Here is a 22,963-nt window from a genome sequence, read left to right as displayed (position 1 = left end):
GAGGGGATCGGGGGCGGTGCGCGGGGGAGCGGCGGCCGCTCCCTCCGCGGCGGCGGGGGCGGGGGTGGCGCCCGGGAAGCCGGGGCCCGTGTCGGGGGCGCGGCCGGCCGCGAAGGCCTCGGCGGCGCCGCGGGCGCGCACGTCGGCCGCCTCGTTCAGCACGTGGCCGACGTGGCCCTTGACCCACTCGAAGCGGTAGCGGCGTCCAGCGACGGCGTCGTCGATCTCCTTGATCAGGTCGAGGTTCATGACGGGCTTGCCGTCGCCCTTCCGCCAGCCCTTGCGCTTCCAGCCGGGCATCCATTTGGTGATCGTGTTGATGACGTACTGGCTGTCGCAGAGCACGTGCAGGTCGTCGTCGACGTGCGCCGTCGCCCGGAACAGCTCGAGCACCGCCTTCAGCTCGCCCATGTTGTTCGTGCCGTGCGGCCAGCCGCCGGCCGCCCAGGTGTCGTCGTCGATGTACCAGGCCCAGCCCGCGGGGCCGGGGTTGCCGAGCGCGGAGCCGTCGGCGGATGCGGTGATGGTCATAGCCCGTCAAGGCTACCGGCACCCTCGGCCGAGGCCCGACCGCCCGGGCCGTCCGGCCGACGCCGGCCGAGCCCGCGCGGGCTACGCCGGCTTCACCGCCTGCAGCGTGTAGCTCAGCGGCGCCACCCCCGCCCGCACCCCCAGCGCCCACTCCCCACCGGCCCGCTGCACCATCTGCCCGGGCAGCGCCTCGTACGGCACGCTGTCGTGCTCCACGAGCATCCGCAGCTCGAGCCCCGCATCGAGCAACGCCGTCACGATCTCCCCGAGCCCGTGGTTCCACTCGTACGTCGTCGTCGAGACCAGGGGCCGTTCGGTCGGCACGTAGCTCGACGAGTCGTCCCACTCGAGCGGCTCGGCCCGCTCGAAGTACGGGAACCGCAGCGCCAGGTCGTCGCCGACGGTCTCGTCCATGGCCCAGAGAATCGGATGCGCCTCCCGGATGAACAGCCGCCCACCCGGCTTCAGCAGTCCGGCCACGACCCCCGCCCACCGCGAGATGCTCGGCAGCCAGCACAGCGCCCCGATCCCGGTGTAGACGAGGTCGAACGACCCGCCCGGCAGCACGTCCAGCGCGTGGTCGACGTCGGACTCCACGAAGTCGACGAGCGCATCGTCCCCCGTCTCGGCCACCAGCACCCGCGCCTCGGCCAGCGCGACCGACGAGAAGTCGAGCCCCGTGACCCGAGCCCCGAGGCGGGCCAGCGACAGCGTGTCGGTGCCGATGTGGCACTGCAGGTGCACGGCCCGCAGCCCCGCGAGGTCGCCGAGCCGCGGCCGGTCGAAGGCGACCACGTCGCTCAGCAGCGTCCGATCGTCGACGTAGCGCTGCGTCTCGTAGCCCGAGCCCGTGCGGGCGGCGTGAACGGATGCGCGGTCGTCCCAGTTGGCGCGGTTGGCGTCGAGGTGGCTGTCCATGTCGGTCGTCCCGTCGTGAAGGCTCGGTGTCCCGCCGCGCTCCTGACGCCGACGGGGCTGCCGCCCGGCGCGGGCAGCCGATCAGGATACCGGCGACCACCCCATCCGTGCCACCATCGATCATGCCCCCGCGCCTGATGCTGCTCGACACCGCCTCGCTGTACTTCCGCGCCTTCCACGGCGTGCCCGACACCATCCGGCGCAGCGACGGCACCCCGGTGAACGCCGTGCGCGGGCTGATGGACATGATCGCCCGGCTCGTCACCGAGTTCGAGGCGACCTCGCTGATCGCCTGCTGGGACGACGACTGGCGCCCGGCCTGGCGTGTGGCCCTCGTGCCGGGCTACAAGGCACACCGTGTGGTGCGCGAGGTGTCGACCGGGCCCGACGTCGAGGAGGTGCCGCCCGGGCTGACCGCGCAGATCCCGCTGATCCGCGAGGTGCTCTCGCTCGCGGGGATCGCCGTGGTGGGGGCGGCCGAGCACGAGGCCGACGACGTGATCGGCACCTACGCCGCCACCGCGAACGGGCCGGTGGACATCGTGACCGGGGACCGCGACCTGTTCCAGCTCGTCGACGACGGTCGCGGCATCCGGGTGATCTATACCGCGCGGGGCATGAAGAACCTCGAGCTCGTCACCGACGCCGTGGTGGTGGGCAAATACCGGGTGCTGCCCGAGCAGTACGCCGACTACGCGACGTTGCGCGGCGACACCTCGGACGGGTTGCCGGGGGTCGCGGGCATCGGCGAGAAGACGGCGGCCGGGCTGCTCGGCGAGTACGGCACGCTCGAGGGCCTGCTGGCCGCGGCCGAGCGTGGGGAGCCGTCGCCGTCGGTGCAGGCGAAGCTCGCGGCGGCCGCCGACTACCTCGCGGTCGCGCCGACCGTGGTGTCGGTCGTGCGCGACCTCGAGGTGCCGGCGCCTGAGTCGGCGGGCGCTGCGCTCGCGTCCGTGGCGGGCGACGATCGGGCGCGACTCGAGTTGCTGGCCGAGGAGTGGAACCTCGGCGGCGCGGTGAAGCGGCTGCTGGCCGCCCTCGACGCGAAGGCGGCCGGCTAGCGCCTGCTCGGCCGGCTCCTGCGCGAGCCGCGTCTGCTCGGCCAGCGCCGGCGCCTGCTCGGCCGGAGCCTACTCGGCGGCGTCGCCCTCGGGGTCGACGTCCTCCTCGGGGTTGAAGTGCGAGCCGTCGGGGTCGTGACCGGCGGCCAGGCCGTTCGGGTCGTTCGGGATCGTCTTGTCGCCGCCCAGGTTCTCGGCGTCGGTGGGGGAATCGCTCATGGTGCACGTCCTCGGTCGTAGCGGTGAAGGTGCGGCCCACCCTATGCCGCCGGCGGCATGCCGGCCCGAGACCCCATGCGCTTCCCAGCCGCCCGGCGCTCAGCGACGCCTGACCGACGGCACCGCCCTCAGCGACGTCTGACCAGCAGCACCGAGTCGACGAGCACGGCCTCCTGGCCGTCGGGCCCGACCGCATCCCGCGAGCGCGGCTCGGCGACGACGACCTCCCACTCGTCCTCGGGCAGCTCGAGCGACGCGAACACCTCCTCCGCGGTGGGCAGCTCAGGATGCCCGTGCCCCTCCTCCCGCGTGCCCGTCCAGTTCGGGAACTCGGCGTGCCCGACCACCAGCAGGTGCCCACCCCGCGCGACGGGCAGGGCGGCCCGCTGCAGCACCTGCTCCCGAGGGAACGCCACGGGGGAGTGCAGGAAACACGCCGAGACCAGCTCGTACCCGCCGTCAGGCCGCCAGTCCGAGAGGTCGGCCTGCACCCACTCGATGCGATCCGGTTCGACGCCGCGGGATGCCGCGTGAGTCGCGGCCCGGCCGAGCGCGGTCGCGGAGATGTCGACCCCGGTCACCCGCCAGCCCTGCTCGGCCAGCCAGATCGAGTCGCCGCCCTCGCCGCAGCCGAGGTCGAGCGCGCGCCCCGGCTCGAGGCCCGCCGCCACCGCGACGAGCGCCGCATTCGCCCGGCCGCTCCAGACCCGCTCGCGCTGCTGGTAGAGCTCCTCCCAGAACGCGGTCGGATCGGTGTTCGGATCGGGGTTCATGTGGTTCATGGGCATAGCCTGGCGCGGCCGTCCGTCCCGCGCAAAACGCGTTGCCGAAGCGGCACGTCAGTCCGCGCGATCCCGTCGGAGACGTCGGGCGTACTGCTGCGAGTCGTCGGCGAAGCGCTGCAGCAGACCGCTCAGCGTCTCCACGTCGGAGCCGGGCCAGGACGCGAAGATCTCGGTCACCATCTCGTCGCCCACGTCGTAGAGCCGCTGGGCCACGGCGCGGCCCTCGACGGTCAGGTGCAGCGTGTGCGAGCGCTGGTCGGCGGTGCTCGGCTCCCGGGTCACGAGGCCGGCCCCGTGCAGCTTCGCCGCGGCCTTGCTGACGCTCGGAGCGCTCGCCGAGAGGGCTTCGGCGAGCTCCGCGCCCCGGGAGGGCCCGCGCGAGCCGAGGGTCCAGAGCATCCGGATCTCGATGGTGCTGAGGTCGCGGCCGTGCTCGCCCACGATGTCGCGCTGGAACCGCGGCGACCACCACACGGTGAGCAGCGACGTCATGGCCTCGACGACGGGCGACCGGTAGTGCAGGGGACGCTCATCCGCGCTCATGCTTCCCACAGTACGCGGCAGGAGGTAGTTTCTCAGGGAAAGCAATCGACGAACGAAGGAGTTCGACATGACGAGGACCATGATCGTGACCGGCGCCGCCTCGGGCATCGGCAAGGCGACCGCGGAGCTGCTGCGGGAGCGCGGCGACACCGTGATCGGGGTCGACCTGCGGGGCGCCGACGTGAACGCCGACCTCAGCACCGCCGAGGGGCGCGAGAGCCTGGTCGAGCAGGTGCGGGAGGCGAGCGGTGGCCGGATCGACGGCATCCTCGCCATCGCGGGGCTCGCCGCGCCGATCCCGGCCACCGTAGCCGTGAACTTCTTCGGCATGGTGGCGACCCTCGAGGGGCTGCGCCCGCTGCTGGCGGGCTCGGACTCGCCGCGCGCCGTCGGCATCGCCTCGATGGCGAGCCTGCATCCGCACGACGACGAGCTCGTCGCGTTGATGGCCGGGGGCGACGAGGCCGGGGCGCTCGCCCGGGCCGAGGTGCTCGCGGGTGACGCCTCGACCGGGCACCTGATCTACGCCTCGACGAAGAAGGCCTTCGCCCAGTGGGTGCGCCGGAACGCCGCCACCGACGACTGGGCGGCGGCGGGCATCCCGTTGAACGCGATCGCACCGGGGGTGATCGTGACGCCGATGACCGCGCCGCTGCTCGAGACGGAGGAGGGGCGGGAGCAGATCCGCGCCGGCGTGCCGATGCCGCTGAACGGCTTCGCCGAGGCGATCGTGGCGGCGCGGCTACTCGCGTGGCTGGTCAGCGAGGAGAACACCCACCTCTGCGGTCAGGTGATCTTCGTCGACGGCGGCTCCGACGTGGTGATCCGCGGCGACTCCACCTGGTGACCTGAGCGGGCCGCGTCCGCGCGGGGTCGGCCGAACCGATGTCGCACTGGCGTGCGGTCAGGCGAACCGGTCCCGCGCCGGCGCGCTCAGAGCTCGGTGCGCACGATCGGCTGGTCGCTGCCCGACACGCGGATGTCGACCGACGCGATCTGGCCGGTCGGGATGCTCGTCGAGGCCGACAGGTTGCCGGCGGCGGCGCCCTTCTCGGCCGTCCAGCTCGCGACCGTCGTTTCGACTCCGGCGCGGTCGGTGACGACGAGGTCGTAGGGCACCGGGCCGTCGAACGTCGCCTGGAGCGTCTCGCTGTAGCTGCAGTCCCAGTCGAACCGGGTGCCCCACTCCTTCGGCGACACCCGGAGCTCGGCGTCGATGTAGCCCGGTTCGACCTGGCCCATGGCCAGCCGCACGCCGTCGCCCGATGAGGCGTCGGGCCCTGCGGCCTGCGCGGTGGCGACCGGAGTCGACGCGCCGGGTGCGAACTCGCCGGGTGCGAACTGCCCGATCGCGAACCCGGTCAGCACCCCCGCACCCGCCAGCAGCACCCCGGTGCCTATGACGGCCGCGGCCATCCGCCGCCGCACGGTGCGCCGCCGGCGCCCGACGGCCCGGGCGAGGTGCTGCACGGTGCCGGCCGGAGGGGCCACCGGCGCGACGGCCGGAGCGCCGCCCGCCGGCTCCAGCAGCGCGGCCGCCTCGCCCGCGCGAAGGCTGCCGAGCATCCCGGGCATCCCGGCCAGCTCGGCGACGGCGTGCGAGCACTCGTGGCACGAGGCCAGGTGACGCTCGAACTCACGGCGCTCCTCGGCGGTGAGCATGCCCATCACGTAGGCGGCGTCCCAGTCGCGGTACTCGTCGGCGGCGTTCACTCCGTCACCCCCCGTTCCTGCAGCGCGAGCCGCAGGGCCCGCAGCGCGTAGTGCATGCGCGAGCGCACGGTGCCGACGGGCACACCCTCGGCGGCGGCGATCTCGACGGCCGTCTCGCCGAGGTAGTACGAGCGCACGATCGCGGTGCGGTGCTCCAGCGAGAGCGAGAGCAGAGCATCCGACACCAGCCAGCTGTCGAGCACGGCATCGGTGCGGTCGGCCTCGGCGCGCTCGGGCAGCTCGTCGGTGGCGAACTCGCGGTTGTGCCGGGCGCTGCGGCGGTCGTCGATCACGAGGTTGCGGGCGACGGTGAACATCCACGCCCGCGCCTCCTCGTCGCCCTGCTCGAGGATGGCCGGCTTCCGGCCGGCGCGCAGCAGCGTCTCCTGCACCACGTCCTCAGCGAGGGCCGGGTCGCGGGTGAGGCGCACCACGTAGCGGAACAGCGCTGCGCCGTGGGCATCGTGCGCCGCCCTCAGCAGCTCCGCGTGATCGTCGTTCATCGGGCCTCCATCTGGTTCAACGACCGAAGGGGCGCGAACGTTCAGAGATCGATCGAGTCGCCGGGCTGCAGCGCGAGGTACTCGCCGCCGCCCTGCTCGGTGGCCCAGCGCAGGCGCTCGCCCGCCATGCCCTTGCCCGCCGTCGAGAGCACCATCTCGTGGGTGGCGAAGCTGCGCTTCGGCTTCACCTCGAGCACGTAGTCCATCGCCTCGGCGATCTTCAGCCACGGCGCACCGGCCGGCACGGCCAGCAGATCGACCGCGACCCCCTCCGGCACGGCCCAGGAGTCGCCCGGGTAGTAGAGCACGTCGTTCACCAGCACCCCGACGTTGTCGATCACCGGGATCGAGGAGTGGATGACCGCGTGCCGCCCGCCCGAGAACGTCAGCGTGAAGGGCCCCGCCTCCACGGTGTCGCCCGGGTCGACCCGCGTCACGGCGATCGACGGGTCGGCCTCGCGCACCGCGTCCACCACGCCCTCCGGCCCGAAGACCACGGCGTCGGGCGAGGCGGTCAGGATGCGCCGCAGCTGCTCCGGCGTCCAGTGGTCGGGATGCTCGTGGGTGATCACCACGGCGGCCGTGCTCGCGGCGTCGGTGATCGCCGTCGTGAACGAGCCCGGGTCGATGAACAGCTTCCGGCCCGACTGCTCGATGAGGAGGGCGGCGTGCTCGAATTTCGTCAGTCTCATGATCCCCGACTCAACACCCGCGCCCGCCGGAGTGCAACGTCGTGGATAATCGGTCGTCATGGCCTCCCCAGCGCAGCGTGTCGTCGTCGCGATCAACCCGAACGCGTCGTTCGGGGGCACCCGCCACGTCGGGCCCGTCGTTGTCGCCGCCCTGCGCGCCGCCGGCCACGACGTGGTGCCGCTGAGCGCCCCCGACTACGCCGGCCTGGTGCGGGTCACGCGTCAGGCGCTCGCCGAGCCGACCGACGCCCTCGTGGTCGTCGGCGGCGACGGCATGGTGAACCTCGGCGTCAACCTCGTGGCGGGCACCGACGTGCCGCTCGGCATCGTGCCCGCCGGCACGGGCAACGACTTCGCGACCGGGCTCGGCCTGCCGACCGGCGACCCCGAGGATGCCTGCCGTATGCTCGTCGCCGCGCTCGGCCGCCCGCCCCGGGTGATCGACGCCGCGCGGGTCACCGGCGTGCAGCCCGACCCCGCCCTCGACGACGGCCGGCCCGAGGGGGAGGAGCCCCACCGCTGGTTCGCCGGCGTGCTCTCGGCGGGCTTCGACGCCGCCGTGAACGAACGGGCCAACCGGATGCGCCGCCCGCGCGGGGCGTCCCGCTACGTGCTGGCGCTCGCCGCCGAACTCGCGACGCTGCGCACCCGCTCCTACGAGCTCGAGCTCGACGGCGAGGTGCTGCACGTCGACTCGCCGCTGCTCTCGGTGGCGAACAACACCACGATCGGCGGCGGCATGCGCATCGCCCCGGATGCGCGGCTGGACGACGGCCTGCTCGACGTGTTCATCGTGAAGCCCGTGTCGCGCATCCGTTTCGTCAGACTGTTCCCGAAGGTGTTCTCGGGAACGCACTCGACGCTGCCCGTGGTGGAGTTCCGCCGGGCGCGGGTCGTGCGGGTGGCAGCCGAGGGGATCGCCGGGTACGCCGACGGGGAGCGCTTCGGGGCCCTACCGCTGACCGTCGAGCTCGTGCCCGGCGCCCTGAACGTGCTCGTCTGACGCGCCGACGGCCCCCGATTTGGGCCCGCCGCATTCGTATGGCATACTCGTGGAGTTGCAAAAACGGCCCCATCGTTTAGCGGCCTAGGACGTCGCCCTCTCACGGCGGTAACGCGGGTTCAAATCCCGCTGGGGTCACAGCACCAGAAAGCCCCCGGAATGTGCGGAAGCGCAGGCCGGGGGCTTTCGCTGTACCCGGGTGCTTCCGGCGCCGGGGGCAGAGGTGTTGACTGGTGCCATGACCGACAAGAACGAATCCATCGACCCCGGTTCCGTCGACCTCAGCGACATCGAGTACCCCGACTACTCCGGCTACCCCGACGGCGAGGGCGTGGTGGGCAACGGCCCCACGACCGAGGCCGTGCCCTCCGGCGTCGACCCGACCGTCGCCGACGAGCCCGAGCCGGCCGACGACCCCGACGCGGTCTCGACCGACGAGGAGGCCCTCGTCGAGAACGACGGCTAGCGCATCCTGAACCCGGCAGCCCGGCTCAGGATGCGCGCAGCACGCTCTGCGTGAACGAGTCGAGCCGCGTGGTCAGCCCCACGGCCCTGGTCGCGATCACCGCGTCGGGGTCGGGCTGCATCGCCGACTTCGGCGGCACGATGCGGATGAGGTTCGAGCACCCCAGGTCGCTGCAGATGTAGGTGCCCACGGTCGAGCCGTCGATGCCCGCCTGCCCGGCCCGCGGCGCGGTGAACAGCGTCACCTGCACCCCGGGCCGTGGGGTGCGGCAGAGCGTGCACATCGCCGAGATGCCGGGGCGGGTGCGCGACCCGGCGGCCTTGATCAGCAGACCGATCGGCCGGCCCTCGCGCCAGTACACGATGTAGCCGCGGTGGATGGCGTGGGCGTCGCGCCAGCCGAGGAACTCGCGGTCCTCCCAGACGATCTCGTGCAGTCCCGGCAGGGTCATGCGCTCGAGCTCCGGCTCGGTGATGTTCGTGAACGACTCGCGGATCTGAGCCTCGGTGAGTGCCTGCATCGGATCGAGCCTAATCGCACTCCCCGCCGGGCGGCCCCGATCGGCGGTATCGCTCCTTGGACCGGTGGATGCTCAGTGGAACTGCGGGATGATCAGCCACAGCCCGTAGAGCACCGCGGCCACCCCGATCGCGTAGCACACGACGGCTCCCGCCGTGGCGGGCAGCGACCGCTCCTTCACCGACGCACCCGTCGACAGCAGCCTGAGGCCCACGGCGTACGACCCCACGACCAGGATGCTCGCCGCGAAGGCCACGACGAACACCACCACGAAGGCGCCCCAGTCCACTCCGAGGAATCCCTCCATCAGCGTGTCCCCTCTCCCTCTCGTGCCGATCGGACGCCGGCGGAGCGGACCCCCGCGGCGACCGGCTCCGGCTCGTTGTTCACGGTGTCGTGCGTCACCGGATGACGCCGCGACAGCAGGTACAGCGTCACCCCGGCGGCCAGCGCCGCCACGATGACGATCCCGAGCCCCAGCACGCTGCTCGAGGCGGCCCAGGCGGCGAGGCCCCCCACCAGGGCGGCGGCCGGCAGCGTCACCGTCCAGGCGATGGCGATGCGCCCGACGACGCCCCAGTGCACCGAGGCGAGCTTCTTCCCGAGCCCGGCGCCCACCACGGCGCCCGAGGTGACCTGGGTCGTCGACAGCGCGAAGCCGAGGTGCGAGGAGACGAGGATGGTCGCCGCCGAACTCGTCTCGGCCGCGAAGCCCTGCGGCGCCTGGATGTCGGTGATGCGCTTGCCGACGGTGCGCATGATCCGCCAGCCTCCGAGGTAGGTGCCGAGCGCGATCGCGAGCCCGCAGCCCGCGATCACCCAGAACTGCGGTCCCGACCCCGACTCCTGGTAGCCGGCGGCGATCAGCGTGAGCGTGATCACGCCCATCGTCTTCTGAGCGTCGTTCGTGCCGTGCGCGAGCGAGACGAGGGAGGCCGACACGGTCTGGCCGTGCCGGAACCCGGCGTCCGAGCCGCGAAGGGTCGCCTGCCTGGTGATGAGGTACGCCGCGTAGGTCGCCACGAGTGCCACCACCCCGGCCACGAGCGGCGAGAGCAGCGCCGGCACGACCACGTTGGTCAGCACCACGCCGAAGTTCACCGCACCGAAGCCCGCGCCGATCACCGCGGCGCCGATCAGACCGCCGAACAGCGCGTGGGTCGAGCTCGACGGCAGCCCCAGGTACCAGGTCGTGAGGTTCCAGAGCACCGCCCCGACGAGCCCCGCGAAGATCATGATCGGCGTGATCTCGAGACCGTTGTCGCCCTAGTGGAAGCCGTTGGTGAAGTCGAACACCAGGGCCACCACGATGACGAGCAGAACGGGCACGAGTGCATCCATGCCACCCGGTCTACGCCCGAAGCCCCGGCCACCGCGGTGGCGGGGCGGTGAACAGTGCCCTAACGCACGGCGGTGGCGCGGGCGATCGCGTCGGCCGCGCGCACCAGGGCGAGGTGCGAGAAGGCCTGCGGGGTGTTGCCGACCTGGCGGCGCCCCTCGACGTCGTACTCCTCCGAGAGCAGCCCGACGTCGTTGCAGAGGCCGACCAGCCGGTCCATCAGCGCGATCGCGTCGTCGAGCCGGCCCGAGTGCGCGTACTGCTGCACCAGCCAGAACGAGCACGCGAGAAACGGATGCTCGCCGCCCGGCAGCCCGTCGACCCCCGACTCGGTGCGGTACCTGAGCAGCAGACCGTCCCGCAGGAGGTCCTCCTCGATCGCGGCGACGGTGCCGAGCATCCGCGGGTCGTCGGGGGCGACGAAGCCGATCTGCGAGAGCAGCAGCAGGGAGGCGTCGACCTCGCACGTGCCGTAGTGCTGCCGGAACGTGCCCCGCACCGGGTCGTAGCCTTCGGTCTCGATCTCGTGCCGGATGGCGTCGCGGAGCTCGCGCCAACGCTCGACCGGCCCGTCGAGCCCGTACGTCTCGACCGCCTCGACCCCGCAGGCGAAGGCCGCCCAGATCATCGCGCGCGAGTGGGTGAAGGCCACCTGTGGCCCGCGGATCTCCCAGATGCCGTTGTCGGGCCGCTGCCAGGTCTGCTCGAGGAAGCCGAGCAGCGAGCGCTGCAGCGGCCAGGAGTACTGGTCCTCCTCGACGCCGATCCGCCGCGCCTCGCGCAGCGCGATCATCAGCTCGCCGAAGATGTCGCCCTGGTACTGGTCGGCGGCGCCGTTGCCGACCCGCACGGGCGCGGAGCCGTTGTACCCCGGCAGGCTCGTCAGCTCGCTCTCGGGCAGGCGGCGCTCGCCGGAGAGCCCGTACATGATCTGGATGTCGGCCGGGTCGCCGGCGATCGCGCGCAGCAGCCAGTGCCGCCAGTGCCCGGCCTCGTCCTCGTAGCCGTAGAGCATCAGCGCCGAGAGGGTGAGGGAGGCGTCCCGGATCCAGGTGTAGCGGTAGTCCCAGTTGCGCGAGCCGCCGAACTCCTCCGGCAGGCTCGTGGTGGCCGCCGCGACGATGCCGCCGGTGTCCTCGTGGGTGAGCGCCCGCAGCACGAGCAGCGAGCGCTCCACCTCGGCGCCGTAGAGCGCGGGCGGCTCGCTGCGCGAGGCCCACTCCCGCCACCAGGCGGTGGTGTCCTCGATCTGCTTATCGACGTCGAGCGGCCCGGGGGCCGGGCGGTGGGACGGGTACCAGGTGAGCACGATGTCGACCGTCTCGCCCTCCGCGACGGAGAAGATCGACTCGTGGTAGTGGTTCGTGGCGTGCAGCGCCGGGCCGCGCACGATCACGGCGTCGGGCCCGGCGATGCCGATCACGGCGTTGCTGCCGTATTCGGGGGCCTGCCGCATCCACGGCATCGCGTCGGCGTAGTCGAAGCGGATAGCGAGCTCCTGCCGCAGCTCGACCCGCCCCGAGACGCCCCGGATGCGCCGGATGACGTCGGCCCGGCGGTCTCCGTGTGGCATCAAGTCGGTGACCTCGACGACGCCGTCGGGGGTGTCCCAGCGGGTGACGAGGAGGAAGGTGCCCTCGAGATAGCGGCGGGTGGCGGTCGACCGGGCATCCGTCGGCGCCAGCAGCCAGCGCCCGTGCTCCTCGGTGCCGAGCAGGGCTCCGAAGGTGGAGGGCGAGTCGAAGCGGGGCAGGCAGAGCCAGTCGATGCTGCCGGTGCGACCGACCAGGGCCGCCGTGTGGCAGTCGCCGATCATCGCGTAGTCCTCGATGGGTAGAGCCATGTGCTGATTCTGCCCTGTCGGCGCAGCGGTTGTGCTCGTCACGGCCGCCAAGGACAATAGGGCCGGTGAAGTACCAGGGTCAGCTGCTCGGCGTGCTCGCCATGACCTTCGTGGTCGGCGTGGCCGTGGCCACCAGCGTCCCCGCCGCCTCGCTCACCACGCCCGGCAGCTTCGACGACCTCGAGTTCTCGGTGCAGGCCGGCGCGGCGCAGCGCTTCTCCTCGGTCGACGAGGGCGTCGGAGCATCCGTCGCCCGTGACGGCTACGTGGTGCACACCTTCACGCCCACGCCGACGCCCACCCCGAAGCCGGCCAGTCAGTCGTCGGGCCAGGGCGGCTACGGGGGAGCGCAGTGCCAGGCGGGCGCCGACGCGACGGCCGAGTCGGCCGCCTTCTCGCCGGTGTACCCCGACGGCTACCGCATGTCCGACCCCTTCGGCCCGCGCGCCGAGGGCTTCCACAAGGGCGTCGACATGCTGAACGGGCCCGGGGTGCCGGTGCACGCCATCGCCGACGGCATCGTGATCGCCGCGTCGGAGAACGGGGGGACGGGCGGCGCCTACCTCTCCATCGCCCACAAGGTCGCCGGGGTCGCCGTGTGCAGCATGTACATGCACTTCCAGGAGTCCACGCTCACCGTGGGGGTGGGTGACACGGTCACGGCCGGCCAGGTGATCGGGCTCACCGGTCGCACGGGCAACGCCACCACCGAGCACTGCCACTTCGAGCTCTACGGGGCCGACGGGGTGCGCTACGACCCGATGCCCTTCCTTGCCGAGCACGGCGCCGCCTGAGCCCCGGCTGTCGAAGTCGCGATATATCTTGACGCGCCCGTCGTCGAGATATAGCTTGATCGCACAACACGCGATATAGCGCGAGGCAGGAGAACATCGTGGTCTTGGAGAAGTGGATCGTCACCGGTCCGAAAGTCATCGACATCGAGCTTGTGCGCTCGCTCAAGGTGGGCCTGATCGGCGGCCAGGTCGACATCATCGGCCACGACGAGCCGGGCGCGCGCATCGAGGTGCACTCGGTCTCGGGCAAGGACCTGAAGATCTCGATCGACGGCGACCGCCTCGAGATCGACCACCCGCAGCTGCGCTGGGACAACTTCATCGAGGTGTTCAAGTCGTGGCGCGGCAACGCGAGGGCCGACGTGAGCATCATGGTGCCCCGCGACGCGGCCCTGAAGTTCGGGGTCATCTCGGCATCGGCGCTGATCTCGGGGCTGGTGACGGATGCGCGGGTCTCGACCGTCACGGGCGACGTCGTCATCGACGCGGTGCACGGCGACCTCGACGTCAACACGGTCTCGGGCGAGATCTCGATCCGCGACCACGTGGGGCTCGTCAGCGCCCACACCGTCTCGGGCGACATCGCGGCGGCGGGGGAGATCCGCCGCTTCTCGGCCGACGGCGTCTCGGGCGAGGTGTTCGTCGACTCCATCGGTGTGCCCTCCGCCATCGAGAACAACACCGTCTCGGGCGACCTCACCGTGCGGCTCGACGCGTCGACCGCCGCGCGCTACAACGTGAACTCCGTCTCCGGCACTCTGCAGCTCGGCCCGAACACCATCAAGGGGCTCCGCGGCGGCGGGTACAACGGGCAGACCGGGGAGCTCGACGGCAGCTGGACGGAGTTCCGCGCGAACTCGGTGTCGGGCGACATCACGGTGCTGTACCGCGAGGGCGCCCCGGCGTCGTCGGCCGCCGATGCCGACGGCGGCGCATCCGCCCCCGCCGACGCGGGCGCCGAGGCCTCGGCATGAGCCCCGTGTTCGGCCACGGCCACCTGCGCCTCTACCTGCTGAACCTGCTCGAGGAGTCGCCGAAGCACGGCTACGAGCTGATCCAGGCGCTCGCCGACCGCTTCGGCGGCACCTACAGCCCGAGCGCCGGCACCATCTACCCGAGGCTCGCGAAGCTCGAAGACGAGGGGCTCGTCACCAAGACCGCGGATGGCCGGAAGACCGTCTACTCGATCACCGACGCCGGGCGTGCCGAGCTCGAGAGCCGCCGCGGGGAGCTCGCCGACATCGAGTCCGACCTCTCCGACTCGGTACGCCGGCTCGCCGACGAGGTGCGCTCGGGTGTCGACCAGGCCATGCGCAGCCTCAAGGCCGAGCTCGCCTCGGCGAAGCGCGAGGCGCGCACGCCGCCCGCCGGTTCCCGCGCGGAGTCGGCCGAGGCGCTGCGCGACGCCGACGTGGCGCTGACGGAGTTCCGCCAGCAGCTGCGCACCGACTTGCGCAAGGCCTCGGCGAAGGGCATCGACCCGGCGCTGATCGGGCGGCTGCGCGAGCGGCTGGCCGAGGTGCGGCTCGAGGTGCGCGAGGAGCTCGGCCGCCGGCAGTAGTCTTGACGGGAAGGGGAGTATCCCACCTCGCTGTCATCGTCACCACGGCCCACTCCGACGTGTGCCCGGGGGCAGCGGTGCGGTTGCCGCGGCGGCCAGCACGGGAGAGACTTTCGGTCATCGTGCTGCCCGCCTGAGGCCGCCGCTGTCGAAAGGCCCCCGTGCTAGAACTCCCCATCGCCTTCGAGATCACCTCGCTCGTGGTGCTCGTGCTGATCCTCGCCGCCGATCTGCTGATCGCGTTCAAGCGGCCGCACGTGCCCTCGTTCAAGGAGGCCACGCTCTGGGTCGTGTTCTACGTGGCGCTCGCCCTGGTGTTCGCGGCGCTCATGCTGGTGTTCGCGGGAGGGGAGCCGGCGGGCCAGTTCCTGGCCGGCTGGCTGACCGAGTACAGCCTCTCGATCGACAACCTGTTCGTGTTCGTGATCATCATGGCGCGCTTCAACGTGCCGAGGAAGTACCAGCAGGAAGCGCTGATGGTGGGCATCATCATCGCCCTCGTGCTGCGCGGCATCTTCATCCTCATCGGGGCGCAGCTGATCGAGTCCCTGAGCTGGATCTTCTACATCTTCGGCGCGTTCCTGCTCGTCACCGCGTTCCGGCAGGCCTTCGGCAAGGAGGACGAGGACGACGGCGAGAACGGCCTGGTCACCTTCCTGCGCAAGCGCATGAGCATCGCGCCCGACTTCGACGGCGCCAAGGTTCGCACCGTCATCGACGGCAAGAAGGTCTTCACGCCGATGCTGATCGTGTTCATCGCGCTCGGCTCCACCGACCTGCTGTTCGCGCTCGACTCGATCCCGGCCATCTTCGGCATCACGCAGAGCCCGTTCATCGTGTTCACCGCGAACGTGTTCGCGCTGATGGGCCTCCGTCAGCTCTACTTCCTGCTCGGCGGGCTGCTCGACCGGCTCATCTACCTCAAGTACGGCATCGCGTTCATCCTCGCCTTCATCGGCGTGAAGCTCGTCTTCCACGCGCTGCACTCCAACGAGGTGTTCTTCATCAACGGCGGCCACCCGATCGAGTGGATCCCCGAGATCGACACCTGGACCTCGCTCGCCGTCATCATCCTCTCGATGGCGGTCGCCACCGTGGCCTCGCTCCTCGTGATGCGCCGTCGCGGCGTCTCGGTCAAGGAGGAGCTGAAGGCCGCCGCCGACCCGGAGTCCGACGCGACCCGCTGAGCGCGGGGGCGGGTGCTACGATCGGGGCGTGCTGTTCGGTCTGCTCCTTCTTAGCTGCCGCGACGAGTCCTAGTTCAAGGCCTCCCTCGTCGCGGAGTCTGTCGATGGCTGACCCCCTACTTCAGAAGGACACGCAATGAGCCCCGAACCGACCATCCGTCCGCGCACCCTCGCTGAGAAGGTGTGGGACGACCACCTCGTCGTCAAGGGCGAGAACGGCAGCCCCGATCTGCTCTACATCGACCTGCACCTGGTGCACGAGGTCACGAGCCCCCAGGCCTTCGACGGCCTGCGCGCCGAAGGCCGCCCGGTGCGCCGCCCCGACCTGACGATCGCGACCGAGGACCACAACACCCCGACGCTCGCGATCGACAAGCCGATCGCCGACCTGACGAGCCGCACCCAGATCGACACCCTGCGCCGCAACGCCCAGGAGTTCGGGGTGCGTCTGCACTCGCTCGGCGACGTCGAGCAGGGCATCGTGCACGTCGTCGGCCCGCAGCTCGGCCTCACCATGCCGGGCATCACCGTGGTCTGCGGCGACAGCCACACCAGCACCCACGGCGCGTTCGGCGCCATGGCGTTCGGCATCGGCACCAGCGAGGTCGAGCACGTTCTCGCCACCCAGACCCTGCCCCTCAAGCCGTTCAAGACGATGGCCATCACGGTCGAGGGCACGCTCCGCCCGGGTGTCACGGCGAAGGACATCATCCTCGCCGTGATCGCCAAGATTGGCACGGGCGGCGGCCAGGGCTACGTGCTCGAATACCGCGGCTCGGCCATCCGCAGCCTGTCGATGGATGGCCGCATGACCATCTGCAACATGTCGATCGAGGCGGGCGCCCGGGCCGGTATGGTCGCCCCCGACGAGACCACCTTCGCCTACCTGAAGGGCCGCCCGCACGCGCCCGAGGGCGACGACTGGGAGGCCGCCGTGGAGTACTGGCGCACCCTGCAGACCGACGACGACGCCGTGTTCGACGCCGAGGTGTTCCTCGACGCCGACGAGCTCGAGCCCTTCGTCACCTGGGGCACCAACCCCGGCCAGGGCGTGTCGCTGAACGAACGCGTGCCCGACCCGTCGACGATCATCGACCCGAACGAGCGCGCGAGCGCCGAGCGGGCCCTGGAGTACATGGACCTCGAGGCGGGCACCCCGCTGAAGGAGGTGCGGGTCGACGCCGTGTTCATGGGCTCCTGCACCAACAGCCGCATCGAAGACCTGCGGGCCTTCGCCTCGGTGATCAAGGGGCAGAAGAAGGCCGACGGCGTTCGGGTCATGGTCGTGCCGGGCAGCGCCCGCGTGCGCATCGAGGCCGAGGCCGAGGGCATCGACAAGATCGTCGAGGAGTTCGGCGCCGAGTGGCGCTTCGCCGGCTGCTCGATGTGCCTCGGCATGAACCCCGACCAGCTCGCTCCGGGGGAGCGCTGCGCCAGCACCTCCAACCGCAACTTCGAGGGCCGGCAGGGCAAGGGCGGGCGCACCCACCTAGTCTCGCCGCTGGTGGCCGCCGCCACCGCCATCCGGGGCACGCTCTCCAGCGTCTCCGACCTGTCCGAATTCGCCGCCCGCGAGACCGTGGAGGTCTGACCATGGACAAGATCGACATCCTGACGGGGGTAGCCGTGCCCCTGAAGCGCGGCAACGTCGACACCGACCAGATCATCCCGGCGGTCTACCTCAAGCGCGTCACCAAGACCGGTTTCGAAGACGCTCTGTTCGCCGGCTGGCGGAACGATCCCGAGTTCGTGCTGAACCAGCCCGCGTACCAGAACCCCCGGGTGCTGGTGGCCGGGCCCGACTTCGGCACCGGCTCCAGCCGCGAGCACGCCGTCTGGGCGCTCCGCGACTTCGGCTTCACCGCCGTGCTGTCCTCGCGCTTCGGCGACATCTTCCGGGGCAACTCGGGCAAGCAGGGCCTGCTCACCGGGCAGGTCGACGAGGCCGACATCGAGCGGCTCTGGGCCGCCATCGAGGCGCAGCCCGGCGTCGAGATCACCGTCGACCTGATCGAGCGAACCGCCGCCATCGGCGACCTCACAGTCAGCTTCGCGATCGACGATTACACTCGGTGGAGGCTGCTCGAAGGTCTGGACGACATCGGACTGACGCTTCGCGACGAAGAGGCGATCACGGAATTCGAGAGCCGCCGAGAGGGTTGGAGACCTCGAACACTCCCGGTCAAATAGCTTCAAGCAGTCAGGTGATTCACGTGAACTCTCTCGTACAGGATGGTCGCAAGGCGGCCGAGCGCGTCGGACTGATGTCCGACACGATCGTCATCAACGGCGGTCGTCCGCTCCGCGGCACCATCGACGTGCGGGGGGCGAAGAACCTCGTCACCAAGGCGATGGTGGCGTCGCTGCTCGGCGACACGACCTCCACGCTCCGCGACGTGCCCGACATCAGCGACGTGCACGTGGTCTCGAGCCTGCTCGAGATCCACGGTGTCAAGATCACCGGTTCGGCCGCCACCGGCGTGCTGCAGCTCGACCCCACGAACGTGGCCACGGCCACGAGCGCCGAGATCGACGCGCTCTCGGGGTCCAGCCGCATCCCGATCCTGTTCTGCGGCCCGCTGCTGCACCGTCTGGGCCACGCGTTCATCCCCGACCTCGGCGGCTGCCGCATCGGCGACCGACCGATCGACTTCCACCTCGACGCGCTGCGCGCCTTCGGGGCCGTCGTCGACAAGCTGCCGAGCGGCATCAACATCACGGCACCCAACGGCCTGCGCGGCGCCAACATCGAGCTGCCCTACCCGAGCGTCGGCGCGACCGAGCAGGTGCTGCTCACCGGCGTGCGCGCCAAGGGCACCACCGAGCTGAAGAACGCGGCCATCGAGCCCGAGATCATGGATCTCATCGCCGTGCTGCAGAAGATGGGCGCGATCATCTCGGTCGAGCCCAACCGCACCATCTTCATCGAGGGTGTCGACTCGCTCGACGGCTACAACCACCGCGCCCTGTTCGACCGCAACGAGGCCGCCTCGTGGGCGTCGGCGGCGCTGGCCACCGGCGGCTCCATCTTCACCACGGGCGCCAAGCAGTCCGAGATGATGACCTTCCTCAACGTCTTCCGCAAGATCGGCGGCGCGTTCGACATCGAGGAGGAGGGCATCCGCTTCTACCACCCCGGTGGCGAGCTGAAGCCCGTGGTCATCGAGACCGACGTGCACCCCGGCTTCATGACCGACTGGCAGCAGCCGCTCATCGTGGCGCTCACCCAGGCCCAGGGCACTTCGATCGTGCACGAGACGGTGTACGAGAACCGTTTCGGCTTCGTCGACGCCCTGGTCAAGATGGGCGCCAACATCGAGGTGCACAAAGACGGCCTGGCCGACCCGAACCGCCGCGTGCCGCGCCGCGCGCTCGAGCAGGCGGCGGTCATCACGGGCCCCACGAAGCTGCACGGCGCCGAGCTCGAGGTTCCCGACCTGCGCGGTGGCTTCAGTCACCTGATCGCCGCTCTCGTGGCCCAGGGTCAGTCGTCGGTGAGCAACGTGGGTCTGATCGCCCGCGGCTACGGCGACTTCGTGGGCAAGCTCGAGAAGCTCGGGGCCGACTTCTACTTCGCCGAGTAGAACTCGACCGCATGGCCGACGCCCCCGCTCGCACCGACGCCCGCACCTTCTCCGAGAAGACCCCTGCCTTCCGGGCAGTGGAGGCGCTCGTCGCACCCGCCATCGCCGCGAGCGTGAAGCTCGACCAGCGCGGCACCGAGAACCTCCCGGCGGAGGGGCCGTTCGTGCTGAGCCCCAACCACTACTCCAACTTCGACCCGGTGGTCGTGGCGTGGGCGGTGTGGAAGCTCAAGCGGGCTCCGCGGTTCCTCGCGAAGGCGTCGCTGTTCTCGGTGCCGGTCGTCGGCGCTCTGCTGCGCGCCATCGGGCAGATCCCCGTCGAACGGGCGAGGCCCGGCCGGGGCAACGCGTCGATCTCGGCCGCGACGGCGCTCATCGAAGACCGGAAGGGCGTCATCGTGTACCCCGAGGGAACCCTCACCCGCGACCCAGGGCTCTGGCCCATGCGCGGCAAGACCGGGGCCGTGCGCCTCGCGCTCGAGCACGGCATCCCGCTCATCCCCTCGGCGCACTGGGGGGTGCAGGCGATCATGCCGCGCTACTCGAAGAAGCTGCGGCTGTTCGGGCGCAAGCCGGTGAAGGTGGCCTACGGGCCGCCGGTCGATCTCGACGACCTGCGCGGGCATCCGCTCGACCAGAAGACCCTTGCCGAGGCGACCGACCGCCTGATGGCGGCGATCACCGGGCTGCTCGAGGAGCTGCGGGGCGAGACGGCGCCGGCCGAGCGGTGGAACCCGAAGGCGCACAACCAGAGCGAGTTCGGGCGGCTCGGCGACGGCCGTGCGCGCTCGGCGGGCCCGGCGGGCGACTCCTCGGCCGGTTCCGCCGCCGACTCCTCGGCCGATTCGGGGGCCCGCGAGTGAGCCGCGCCTCGAAGGTCGTGGTGCCGCCGCGCCCGCGCGTCACCGTGCTGGGCGCCGGCAGCTGGGGCACGACGTTCTCGAAGGTGCTGGCCGACGGCGGGGCCGACGTCACCGTCTGGGCCCGTCGCCCCGAGCTCGCCAAGGAGATCCGCGAGGCCAAGCGCAACAGCGACTACCTCCCCGGCGTCAACCTGCCTCCCACCGTCACGGCCACCTCCGACGTCGGCCGCGCCCTCGCCGACGCGCAGTTCGTCTTCGTGTCGATCCCGAGCCAGTCCCTGCGGGGCAACCTCGTCGAGCTGAAGACGCTCATCCCCGAGGGGGTGCCGATCACGAGCCTGATGAAGGGTGTCGAGAAGGGCACCGGGCTCCGGATGAGCGAGGTGCTCGAATCCGTGCTCGAGATCGATCCCGACCGCATCGCCGTCGCCTCCGGGCCGAACCTCGCCCTCGAGATCGCGAAGGAGCAGCCGACCGCTGCCGTCGTCTCCTCCGCCAGCCTCGAGACCGCCGAGCGGGTGGCGATGGTGGCGACCAACCGGTACTTCCGCTCGTTCGTCAACACCGACGTCATCGGCACCGAGTTCGGCGGCGTGCTGAAGAACTTGATCGCCGTGGCGATCGGCATCGTCGACGGCGTGGGCTACGGCGAGAACACGAAGGCCTCGATCATCACCCGCGGGCTGGTCGAGATGACCGACTTCGCCGTGGCGTACGGCGGGCATCCGGAGACCCTGTCGGGGCTCGCGGGCCTCGGCGACCTGATCGCCACGAGCGGCTCGTCGCTCTCGCGCAACAACACCGCCGGGCGCCTGCTCGGCCAGGGCTACAGCTTCGCCGACGTGGTGAAGTCGATGCAGCAGACCGCGGAGGGGCTCGCCTCGGTGGCCCCCGTGCTCACCCTGGCCGAGGCCAAGGGTGTGGACATGCCGATCTGCCGTCAGGTGAGCCAGGTGCTCGCCGGTACGCTCGATCCTCGGGACATCGCGCCGCATCTGACGACGGACGACGACAGCGGCCCCCAGGGCGAAAGGACACTCGATGCCAAGCAAGACCACGGTGGCGGTGCTGTTCGGCGGGCGCTCCAGCGAGCACTCGATCAGCTGCGCCACGGCCGGCGGGGTGCTTGAGGCGATCGACCGCACGCGCTTCGACGTGATCCCGGTGGGGATCACCGCCGAGGGCGCCTTCGTGCTCGAGGACGACGACCCCGCGAAGTTCCGGCTCGACCCCTCGGCGCTGCCCGTCGTGTCCGACAACGGCACGCGCATCCTGTGGCCCGCGTCGACCGCCTCGCGGTCGCTCTCGGTGCAGCGGGCCGACGGCACGGTCTCGGTGCTCGGCGACGTCGACGTGGTGTTCCCCATCCTGCACGGGCCGTTCGGCGAGGACGGCACGGTGCAGGGCCTGCTCGAGCTCGTCGGGCTGCCGTACGTCGGCTCGGGTGTGCTCGCCTCGGCGCTCGGCATGGACAAGCACTTCACCAAGACGGTGCTGCAGGCCGCGGGCATCGCGGTGGCGCCGTGGCAGACCGTCACCGCGCACCAGTGGGCGGCGTCGCCGTCGTCGGTGCTGTCGGCGGCCGAGTCGCTCGGGCTGCCGCTGTTCGTGAAGCCGGCTCGTGCCGGGTCGTCGGTGGGGGTGTCGAAGGTCAGCTCGTCGTCGGCCTCCGAGCTGTCGGATGCCATCGAGACCGCGCTGCGGGAGGACTCCCGGGTGCTGATCGAGTCGGCCGTCGTGGGCCGCGAGGTCGAGTGCGGGGTGCTCGGCGGGCGGGCCGGCGCTGCCCCGCGGGTGTCGGTCGCGGGGGAGATCGTGATGACGGGCCGCGAGTTCTACGACTTCGACGCGAAGTACCTCGACGCGCCCGGGGTCGACCTGGTCTGCCCGGCCGAGCTGTCGCCGGTGGAGCTGGCGACGATGCAGGAGCTGGCCGCGCGCGCCTTCACCGCGATCGACGGGGCGGGGCTCGCGCGGGTCGACTTCTTCCTCACGCCCGAGGGGTTCGTGGTGAACGAGGTGAATACGATGCCGGGGTTCACGCCCATCTCGATGTTCCCGAAGTGCTGGATCGCGTCAGGTGTGAGCTACCCGGAGATCATCGACGAGCTGATCGCGCTGGCGCTGGAGTAGGCGGCGCGGCGGCTGGCTGGTGCCTGGGCCTGGGCCTGAGGCCTCGAGCCTGAGGCCGGTGTCGGTCGACGTCGACTAGGGCGCAGGGGTCGGCGTGGGGGTGCCGAGCACGTCGTCGGCGTCGAGGCACTGCGCCTCCTGCGGGATGGACTGCACCGCGGTGCGCAGGTCGTCGAGCGCGCTCGTGCCGCCGACCACGTCGTAGTCGAGCACGACCTCCACGGCGGGGGTGCGGCCGTAGGTGGTGAACACGTAGGTGGGGGCGTTCGAGTCGTCGACGATCCAGTCGACGCCGTTGACGTTGCCGCACGGCAGTGTGGTGGGGCCGTAGGGCGGCACCCCGCAGTGCAGCAGAACGGATGCCGGGTCGCCCCACGCGCCGGTCGCCTGCGCGTCGGTGGTGCGCTTGGACTCGCCCGCGACGGTGTCGGGCAGCCGCACGATCACGTCGGCGCACGCCGGGTCGGTCGCGTCGGGGGCCGCCTCGAGGCTCACCGTGGGGGCGCAGCCGGTGAGCAGGGTCGCGGTGGCGAGCGTCGCGGTCGCGAGGGCCAGCGCGCGGCGGCGGCGGCCGGCCGGGAGCGGGGCGGCCGCGCCCGGGACGGTGGCGGCGTGGCGGCGGGGGCTGACGAGGGTTCGGGCGGCGTGGGGCATCGAGGTTCAGGCTACCGTTGGCACGTGATCCCCGACTCCGGTTTCCCTGCGA

The 22,963-nt window shown here is 71.3% G+C and carries 26 protein-coding genes, 1 tRNA gene and 1 pseudogene; 15 read left to right on the top strand and 13 right to left on the bottom strand.

The window, feature by feature from the left end:
• Both NVV95_RS12895 and NVV95_RS12890 read right to left on the bottom strand, forming a co-directional pair.
• A partial coding sequence (locus NVV95_RS12895; protein WP_259486933.1) for a ribonuclease H family protein occupies positions 1 to 531 on the bottom strand: 531 nt, incomplete at its 3' end.
• An 81-nt stretch (positions 532 to 612) separates the two neighbouring features.
• Entirely contained in the window at positions 613 to 1,449 is an 837-nt protein-coding gene (locus NVV95_RS12890; protein WP_259486932.1) for a class I SAM-dependent methyltransferase, read from the bottom strand.
• A gap of 122 nt (positions 1,450 to 1,571) precedes the next feature.
• Between NVV95_RS12890 and NVV95_RS12885 the strand changes: the two genes are divergently transcribed.
• A complete protein-coding gene (locus tag NVV95_RS12885) occupies positions 1,572 to 2,510 on the top strand; it encodes a 5'-3' exonuclease (protein ID WP_259486931.1) in 939 nt (312 codons plus the stop codon).
• A 69-nt stretch (positions 2,511 to 2,579) separates the two neighbouring features.
• On the opposite strand, the gene NVV95_RS12880 is transcribed toward NVV95_RS12885, so the two are convergent.
• The 3 genes from NVV95_RS12880 to NVV95_RS12870 form a co-directional block, all read right to left on the bottom strand.
• Complete coding sequence (locus NVV95_RS12880) at positions 2,580 to 2,729, bottom strand: hypothetical protein (protein ID WP_259486930.1); 150 nt, start codon at positions 2,727 to 2,729, stop codon at positions 2,580 to 2,582.
• Positions 2,730 to 2,857: 128 nt separating this feature from the next.
• Positions 2,858 to 3,511, bottom strand: a complete 654-nt coding sequence (locus NVV95_RS12875; RefSeq protein WP_259486929.1) for a class I SAM-dependent methyltransferase — start codon at positions 3,509 to 3,511, stop codon at positions 2,858 to 2,860.
• Positions 3,512 to 3,568: 57 nt separating this feature from the next.
• Positions 3,569 to 4,057: a MarR family winged helix-turn-helix transcriptional regulator gene (locus NVV95_RS12870; protein WP_259486928.1), complete on the bottom strand. Its 489-nt coding sequence runs from the start codon at positions 4,055 to 4,057 to the stop codon at positions 3,569 to 3,571.
• Between the two features lie 67 nt (positions 4,058 to 4,124).
• Here NVV95_RS12870 and NVV95_RS12865 point away from each other — a divergent pair, with 67 nt between their 5' ends.
• Positions 4,125 to 4,904 (top strand): SDR family oxidoreductase, encoded by a 780-nt coding sequence (locus NVV95_RS12865; RefSeq protein ID WP_259486927.1) that lies wholly within the window; start codon positions 4,125 to 4,127, stop codon positions 4,902 to 4,904.
• Positions 4,905 to 4,990: 86 nt separating this feature from the next.
• On the opposite strand, the gene NVV95_RS12860 is transcribed toward NVV95_RS12865, so the two are convergent.
• The 3 genes from NVV95_RS12860 to NVV95_RS12850 are packed head-to-tail and all read right to left on the bottom strand — an operon-like array spanning position 4,991 to position 6,965.
• On the bottom strand, positions 4,991 to 5,770 hold the full coding sequence (locus NVV95_RS12860; RefSeq protein ID WP_259486926.1) for an anti-sigma factor family protein: 780 nt from the start codon (positions 5,768 to 5,770) through the stop codon (positions 4,991 to 4,993).
• Entirely contained in the window at positions 5,767 to 6,273 is a 507-nt protein-coding gene (locus tag NVV95_RS12855) for a sigma-70 family RNA polymerase sigma factor (RefSeq protein WP_259486925.1), read from the bottom strand. The genes NVV95_RS12860 and NVV95_RS12855 overlap by 4 nt, the downstream gene beginning before the upstream one ends.
• Positions 6,274 to 6,314: 41 nt before the next feature.
• Positions 6,315 to 6,965, bottom strand: coding sequence for an MBL fold metallo-hydrolase (locus NVV95_RS12850; protein ID WP_259486924.1), 651 nt, complete (start codon positions 6,963 to 6,965; stop codon positions 6,315 to 6,317).
• A gap of 58 nt (positions 6,966 to 7,023) precedes the next feature.
• On the opposite strand from NVV95_RS12850, the gene NVV95_RS12845 reads away from it, so the two are divergent.
• From NVV95_RS12845 to NVV95_RS12835, 3 genes are all read left to right on the top strand, one after another.
• Positions 7,024 to 7,968, top strand: coding sequence for a diacylglycerol/lipid kinase family protein (locus NVV95_RS12845; RefSeq protein WP_259486923.1), 945 nt, complete (start codon positions 7,024 to 7,026; stop codon positions 7,966 to 7,968).
• Positions 7,969 to 8,033: 65 nt separating this feature from the next.
• Positions 8,034 to 8,106: transfer RNA gene (locus NVV95_RS12840), tRNA-Glu, on the top strand.
• 100 nt (positions 8,107 to 8,206) lie between these two features.
• Positions 8,207 to 8,434 carry a hypothetical protein gene (locus tag NVV95_RS12835; protein ID WP_259486922.1) on the top strand — a complete coding sequence of 76 codons (228 nt, stop codon included), beginning with the start codon at positions 8,207 to 8,209 and terminating at the stop codon, positions 8,432 to 8,434.
• A gap of 25 nt (positions 8,435 to 8,459) precedes the next feature.
• On the opposite strand, the gene NVV95_RS12830 is transcribed toward NVV95_RS12835, so the two are convergent.
• From NVV95_RS12830 to NVV95_RS12815, 4 genes and pseudogenes are all read right to left on the bottom strand, one after another.
• Positions 8,460 to 8,954, bottom strand: a complete 495-nt coding sequence (locus tag NVV95_RS12830; RefSeq protein WP_259486921.1) for an FBP domain-containing protein — start codon at positions 8,952 to 8,954, stop codon at positions 8,460 to 8,462.
• Between the two features lie 72 nt (positions 8,955 to 9,026).
• Positions 9,027 to 9,260, bottom strand: a complete 234-nt coding sequence (locus tag NVV95_RS12825; protein ID WP_259486920.1) for a hypothetical protein — start codon at positions 9,258 to 9,260, stop codon at positions 9,027 to 9,029.
• Positions 9,260 to 10,294: pseudogene (locus NVV95_RS12820) on the bottom strand (inorganic phosphate transporter). Before NVV95_RS12820 ends, NVV95_RS12825 begins: the two are co-directional and overlap by 1 nt.
• Positions 10,295 to 10,353: 59 nt before the next feature.
• The gene (locus tag NVV95_RS12815) at positions 10,354 to 12,135 is read right to left on the bottom strand and encodes a glycoside hydrolase family 15 protein (RefSeq protein WP_259486919.1); all 1,782 of its coding nucleotides are present in this window, start codon (positions 12,133 to 12,135) and stop codon (positions 10,354 to 10,356) included.
• 65 nt (positions 12,136 to 12,200) lie between these two features.
• Here NVV95_RS12815 and NVV95_RS12810 point away from each other — a divergent pair, with 65 nt between their 5' ends.
• The 10 genes from NVV95_RS12810 to NVV95_RS12765 all read left to right on the top strand — a co-directional run bounded on the left by NVV95_RS12810 (position 12,201) and on the right by NVV95_RS12765 (position 22,257).
• Positions 12,201 to 12,929 carry a M23 family metallopeptidase gene (locus NVV95_RS12810; RefSeq protein ID WP_259486918.1) on the top strand — a complete coding sequence of 243 codons (729 nt, stop codon included), beginning with the start codon at positions 12,201 to 12,203 and terminating at the stop codon, positions 12,927 to 12,929.
• Between the two features lie 98 nt (positions 12,930 to 13,027).
• Positions 13,028 to 13,903 (top strand): DUF4097 family beta strand repeat-containing protein, encoded by an 876-nt coding sequence (locus tag NVV95_RS12805; protein WP_259486917.1) that lies wholly within the window; start codon positions 13,028 to 13,030, stop codon positions 13,901 to 13,903.
• Complete coding sequence (locus NVV95_RS12800; RefSeq protein ID WP_259486916.1) at positions 13,900 to 14,490, top strand: PadR family transcriptional regulator; 591 nt, start codon at positions 13,900 to 13,902, stop codon at positions 14,488 to 14,490. Before NVV95_RS12805 ends, NVV95_RS12800 begins: the two co-directional genes overlap by 4 nt.
• A gap of 161 nt (positions 14,491 to 14,651) precedes the next feature.
• Entirely contained in the window at positions 14,652 to 15,677 is a 1,026-nt protein-coding gene (locus NVV95_RS12795; RefSeq protein WP_259486915.1) for a TerC family protein, read from the top strand.
• 136 nt (positions 15,678 to 15,813) lie between these two features.
• On the top strand, positions 15,814 to 17,268 hold the full coding sequence (leuC, locus tag NVV95_RS12790; RefSeq protein ID WP_259486914.1) for a 3-isopropylmalate dehydratase large subunit: 1,455 nt from the start codon (positions 15,814 to 15,816) through the stop codon (positions 17,266 to 17,268).
• Positions 17,269 to 17,270: 2 nt separating this feature from the next.
• On the top strand, positions 17,271 to 17,867 hold the full coding sequence (gene leuD, locus NVV95_RS12785; protein ID WP_259486913.1) for a 3-isopropylmalate dehydratase small subunit: 597 nt from the start codon (positions 17,271 to 17,273) through the stop codon (positions 17,865 to 17,867).
• Between the two features lie 23 nt (positions 17,868 to 17,890).
• Positions 17,891 to 19,261, top strand: coding sequence for a UDP-N-acetylglucosamine 1-carboxyvinyltransferase (murA, locus tag NVV95_RS12780; RefSeq protein ID WP_259486912.1), 1,371 nt, complete (start codon positions 17,891 to 17,893; stop codon positions 19,259 to 19,261).
• 11 nt (positions 19,262 to 19,272) lie between these two features.
• Positions 19,273 to 20,124: a lysophospholipid acyltransferase family protein gene (locus NVV95_RS12775; protein WP_259486911.1), complete on the top strand. Its 852-nt coding sequence runs from the start codon at positions 19,273 to 19,275 to the stop codon at positions 20,122 to 20,124.
• Positions 20,121 to 21,254 (top strand): NAD(P)H-dependent glycerol-3-phosphate dehydrogenase, encoded by a 1,134-nt coding sequence (locus NVV95_RS12770; RefSeq protein WP_259486910.1) that lies wholly within the window; start codon positions 20,121 to 20,123, stop codon positions 21,252 to 21,254. The genes NVV95_RS12775 and NVV95_RS12770 overlap by 4 nt, the downstream gene beginning before the upstream one ends.
• The gene (locus tag NVV95_RS12765) at positions 21,166 to 22,257 is read left to right on the top strand and encodes a D-alanine--D-alanine ligase family protein (RefSeq protein WP_259486909.1); all 1,092 of its coding nucleotides are present in this window, start codon (positions 21,166 to 21,168) and stop codon (positions 22,255 to 22,257) included. Before NVV95_RS12770 ends, NVV95_RS12765 begins: the two co-directional genes overlap by 89 nt.
• 75 nt (positions 22,258 to 22,332) lie before the next feature.
• Here the strand turns inward: NVV95_RS12765 and NVV95_RS12760 are convergent, their stop codons facing one another.
• Entirely contained in the window at positions 22,333 to 22,911 is a 579-nt protein-coding gene (locus NVV95_RS12760; protein ID WP_259486908.1) for a DUF3515 family protein, read from the bottom strand.
• Positions 22,912 to 22,963 lie beyond the last annotated feature (52 nt).

This window comes from Herbiconiux gentiana (assembly GCF_024978135.1).
Classification (GTDB): Bacteria; Actinomycetota; Actinomycetes; order Actinomycetales; family Microbacteriaceae; genus Herbiconiux; species Herbiconiux gentiana.
Note: the sequence above shows the minus strand (reverse complement) of the source record. Positions and strands in the feature narration are given on the sequence as shown.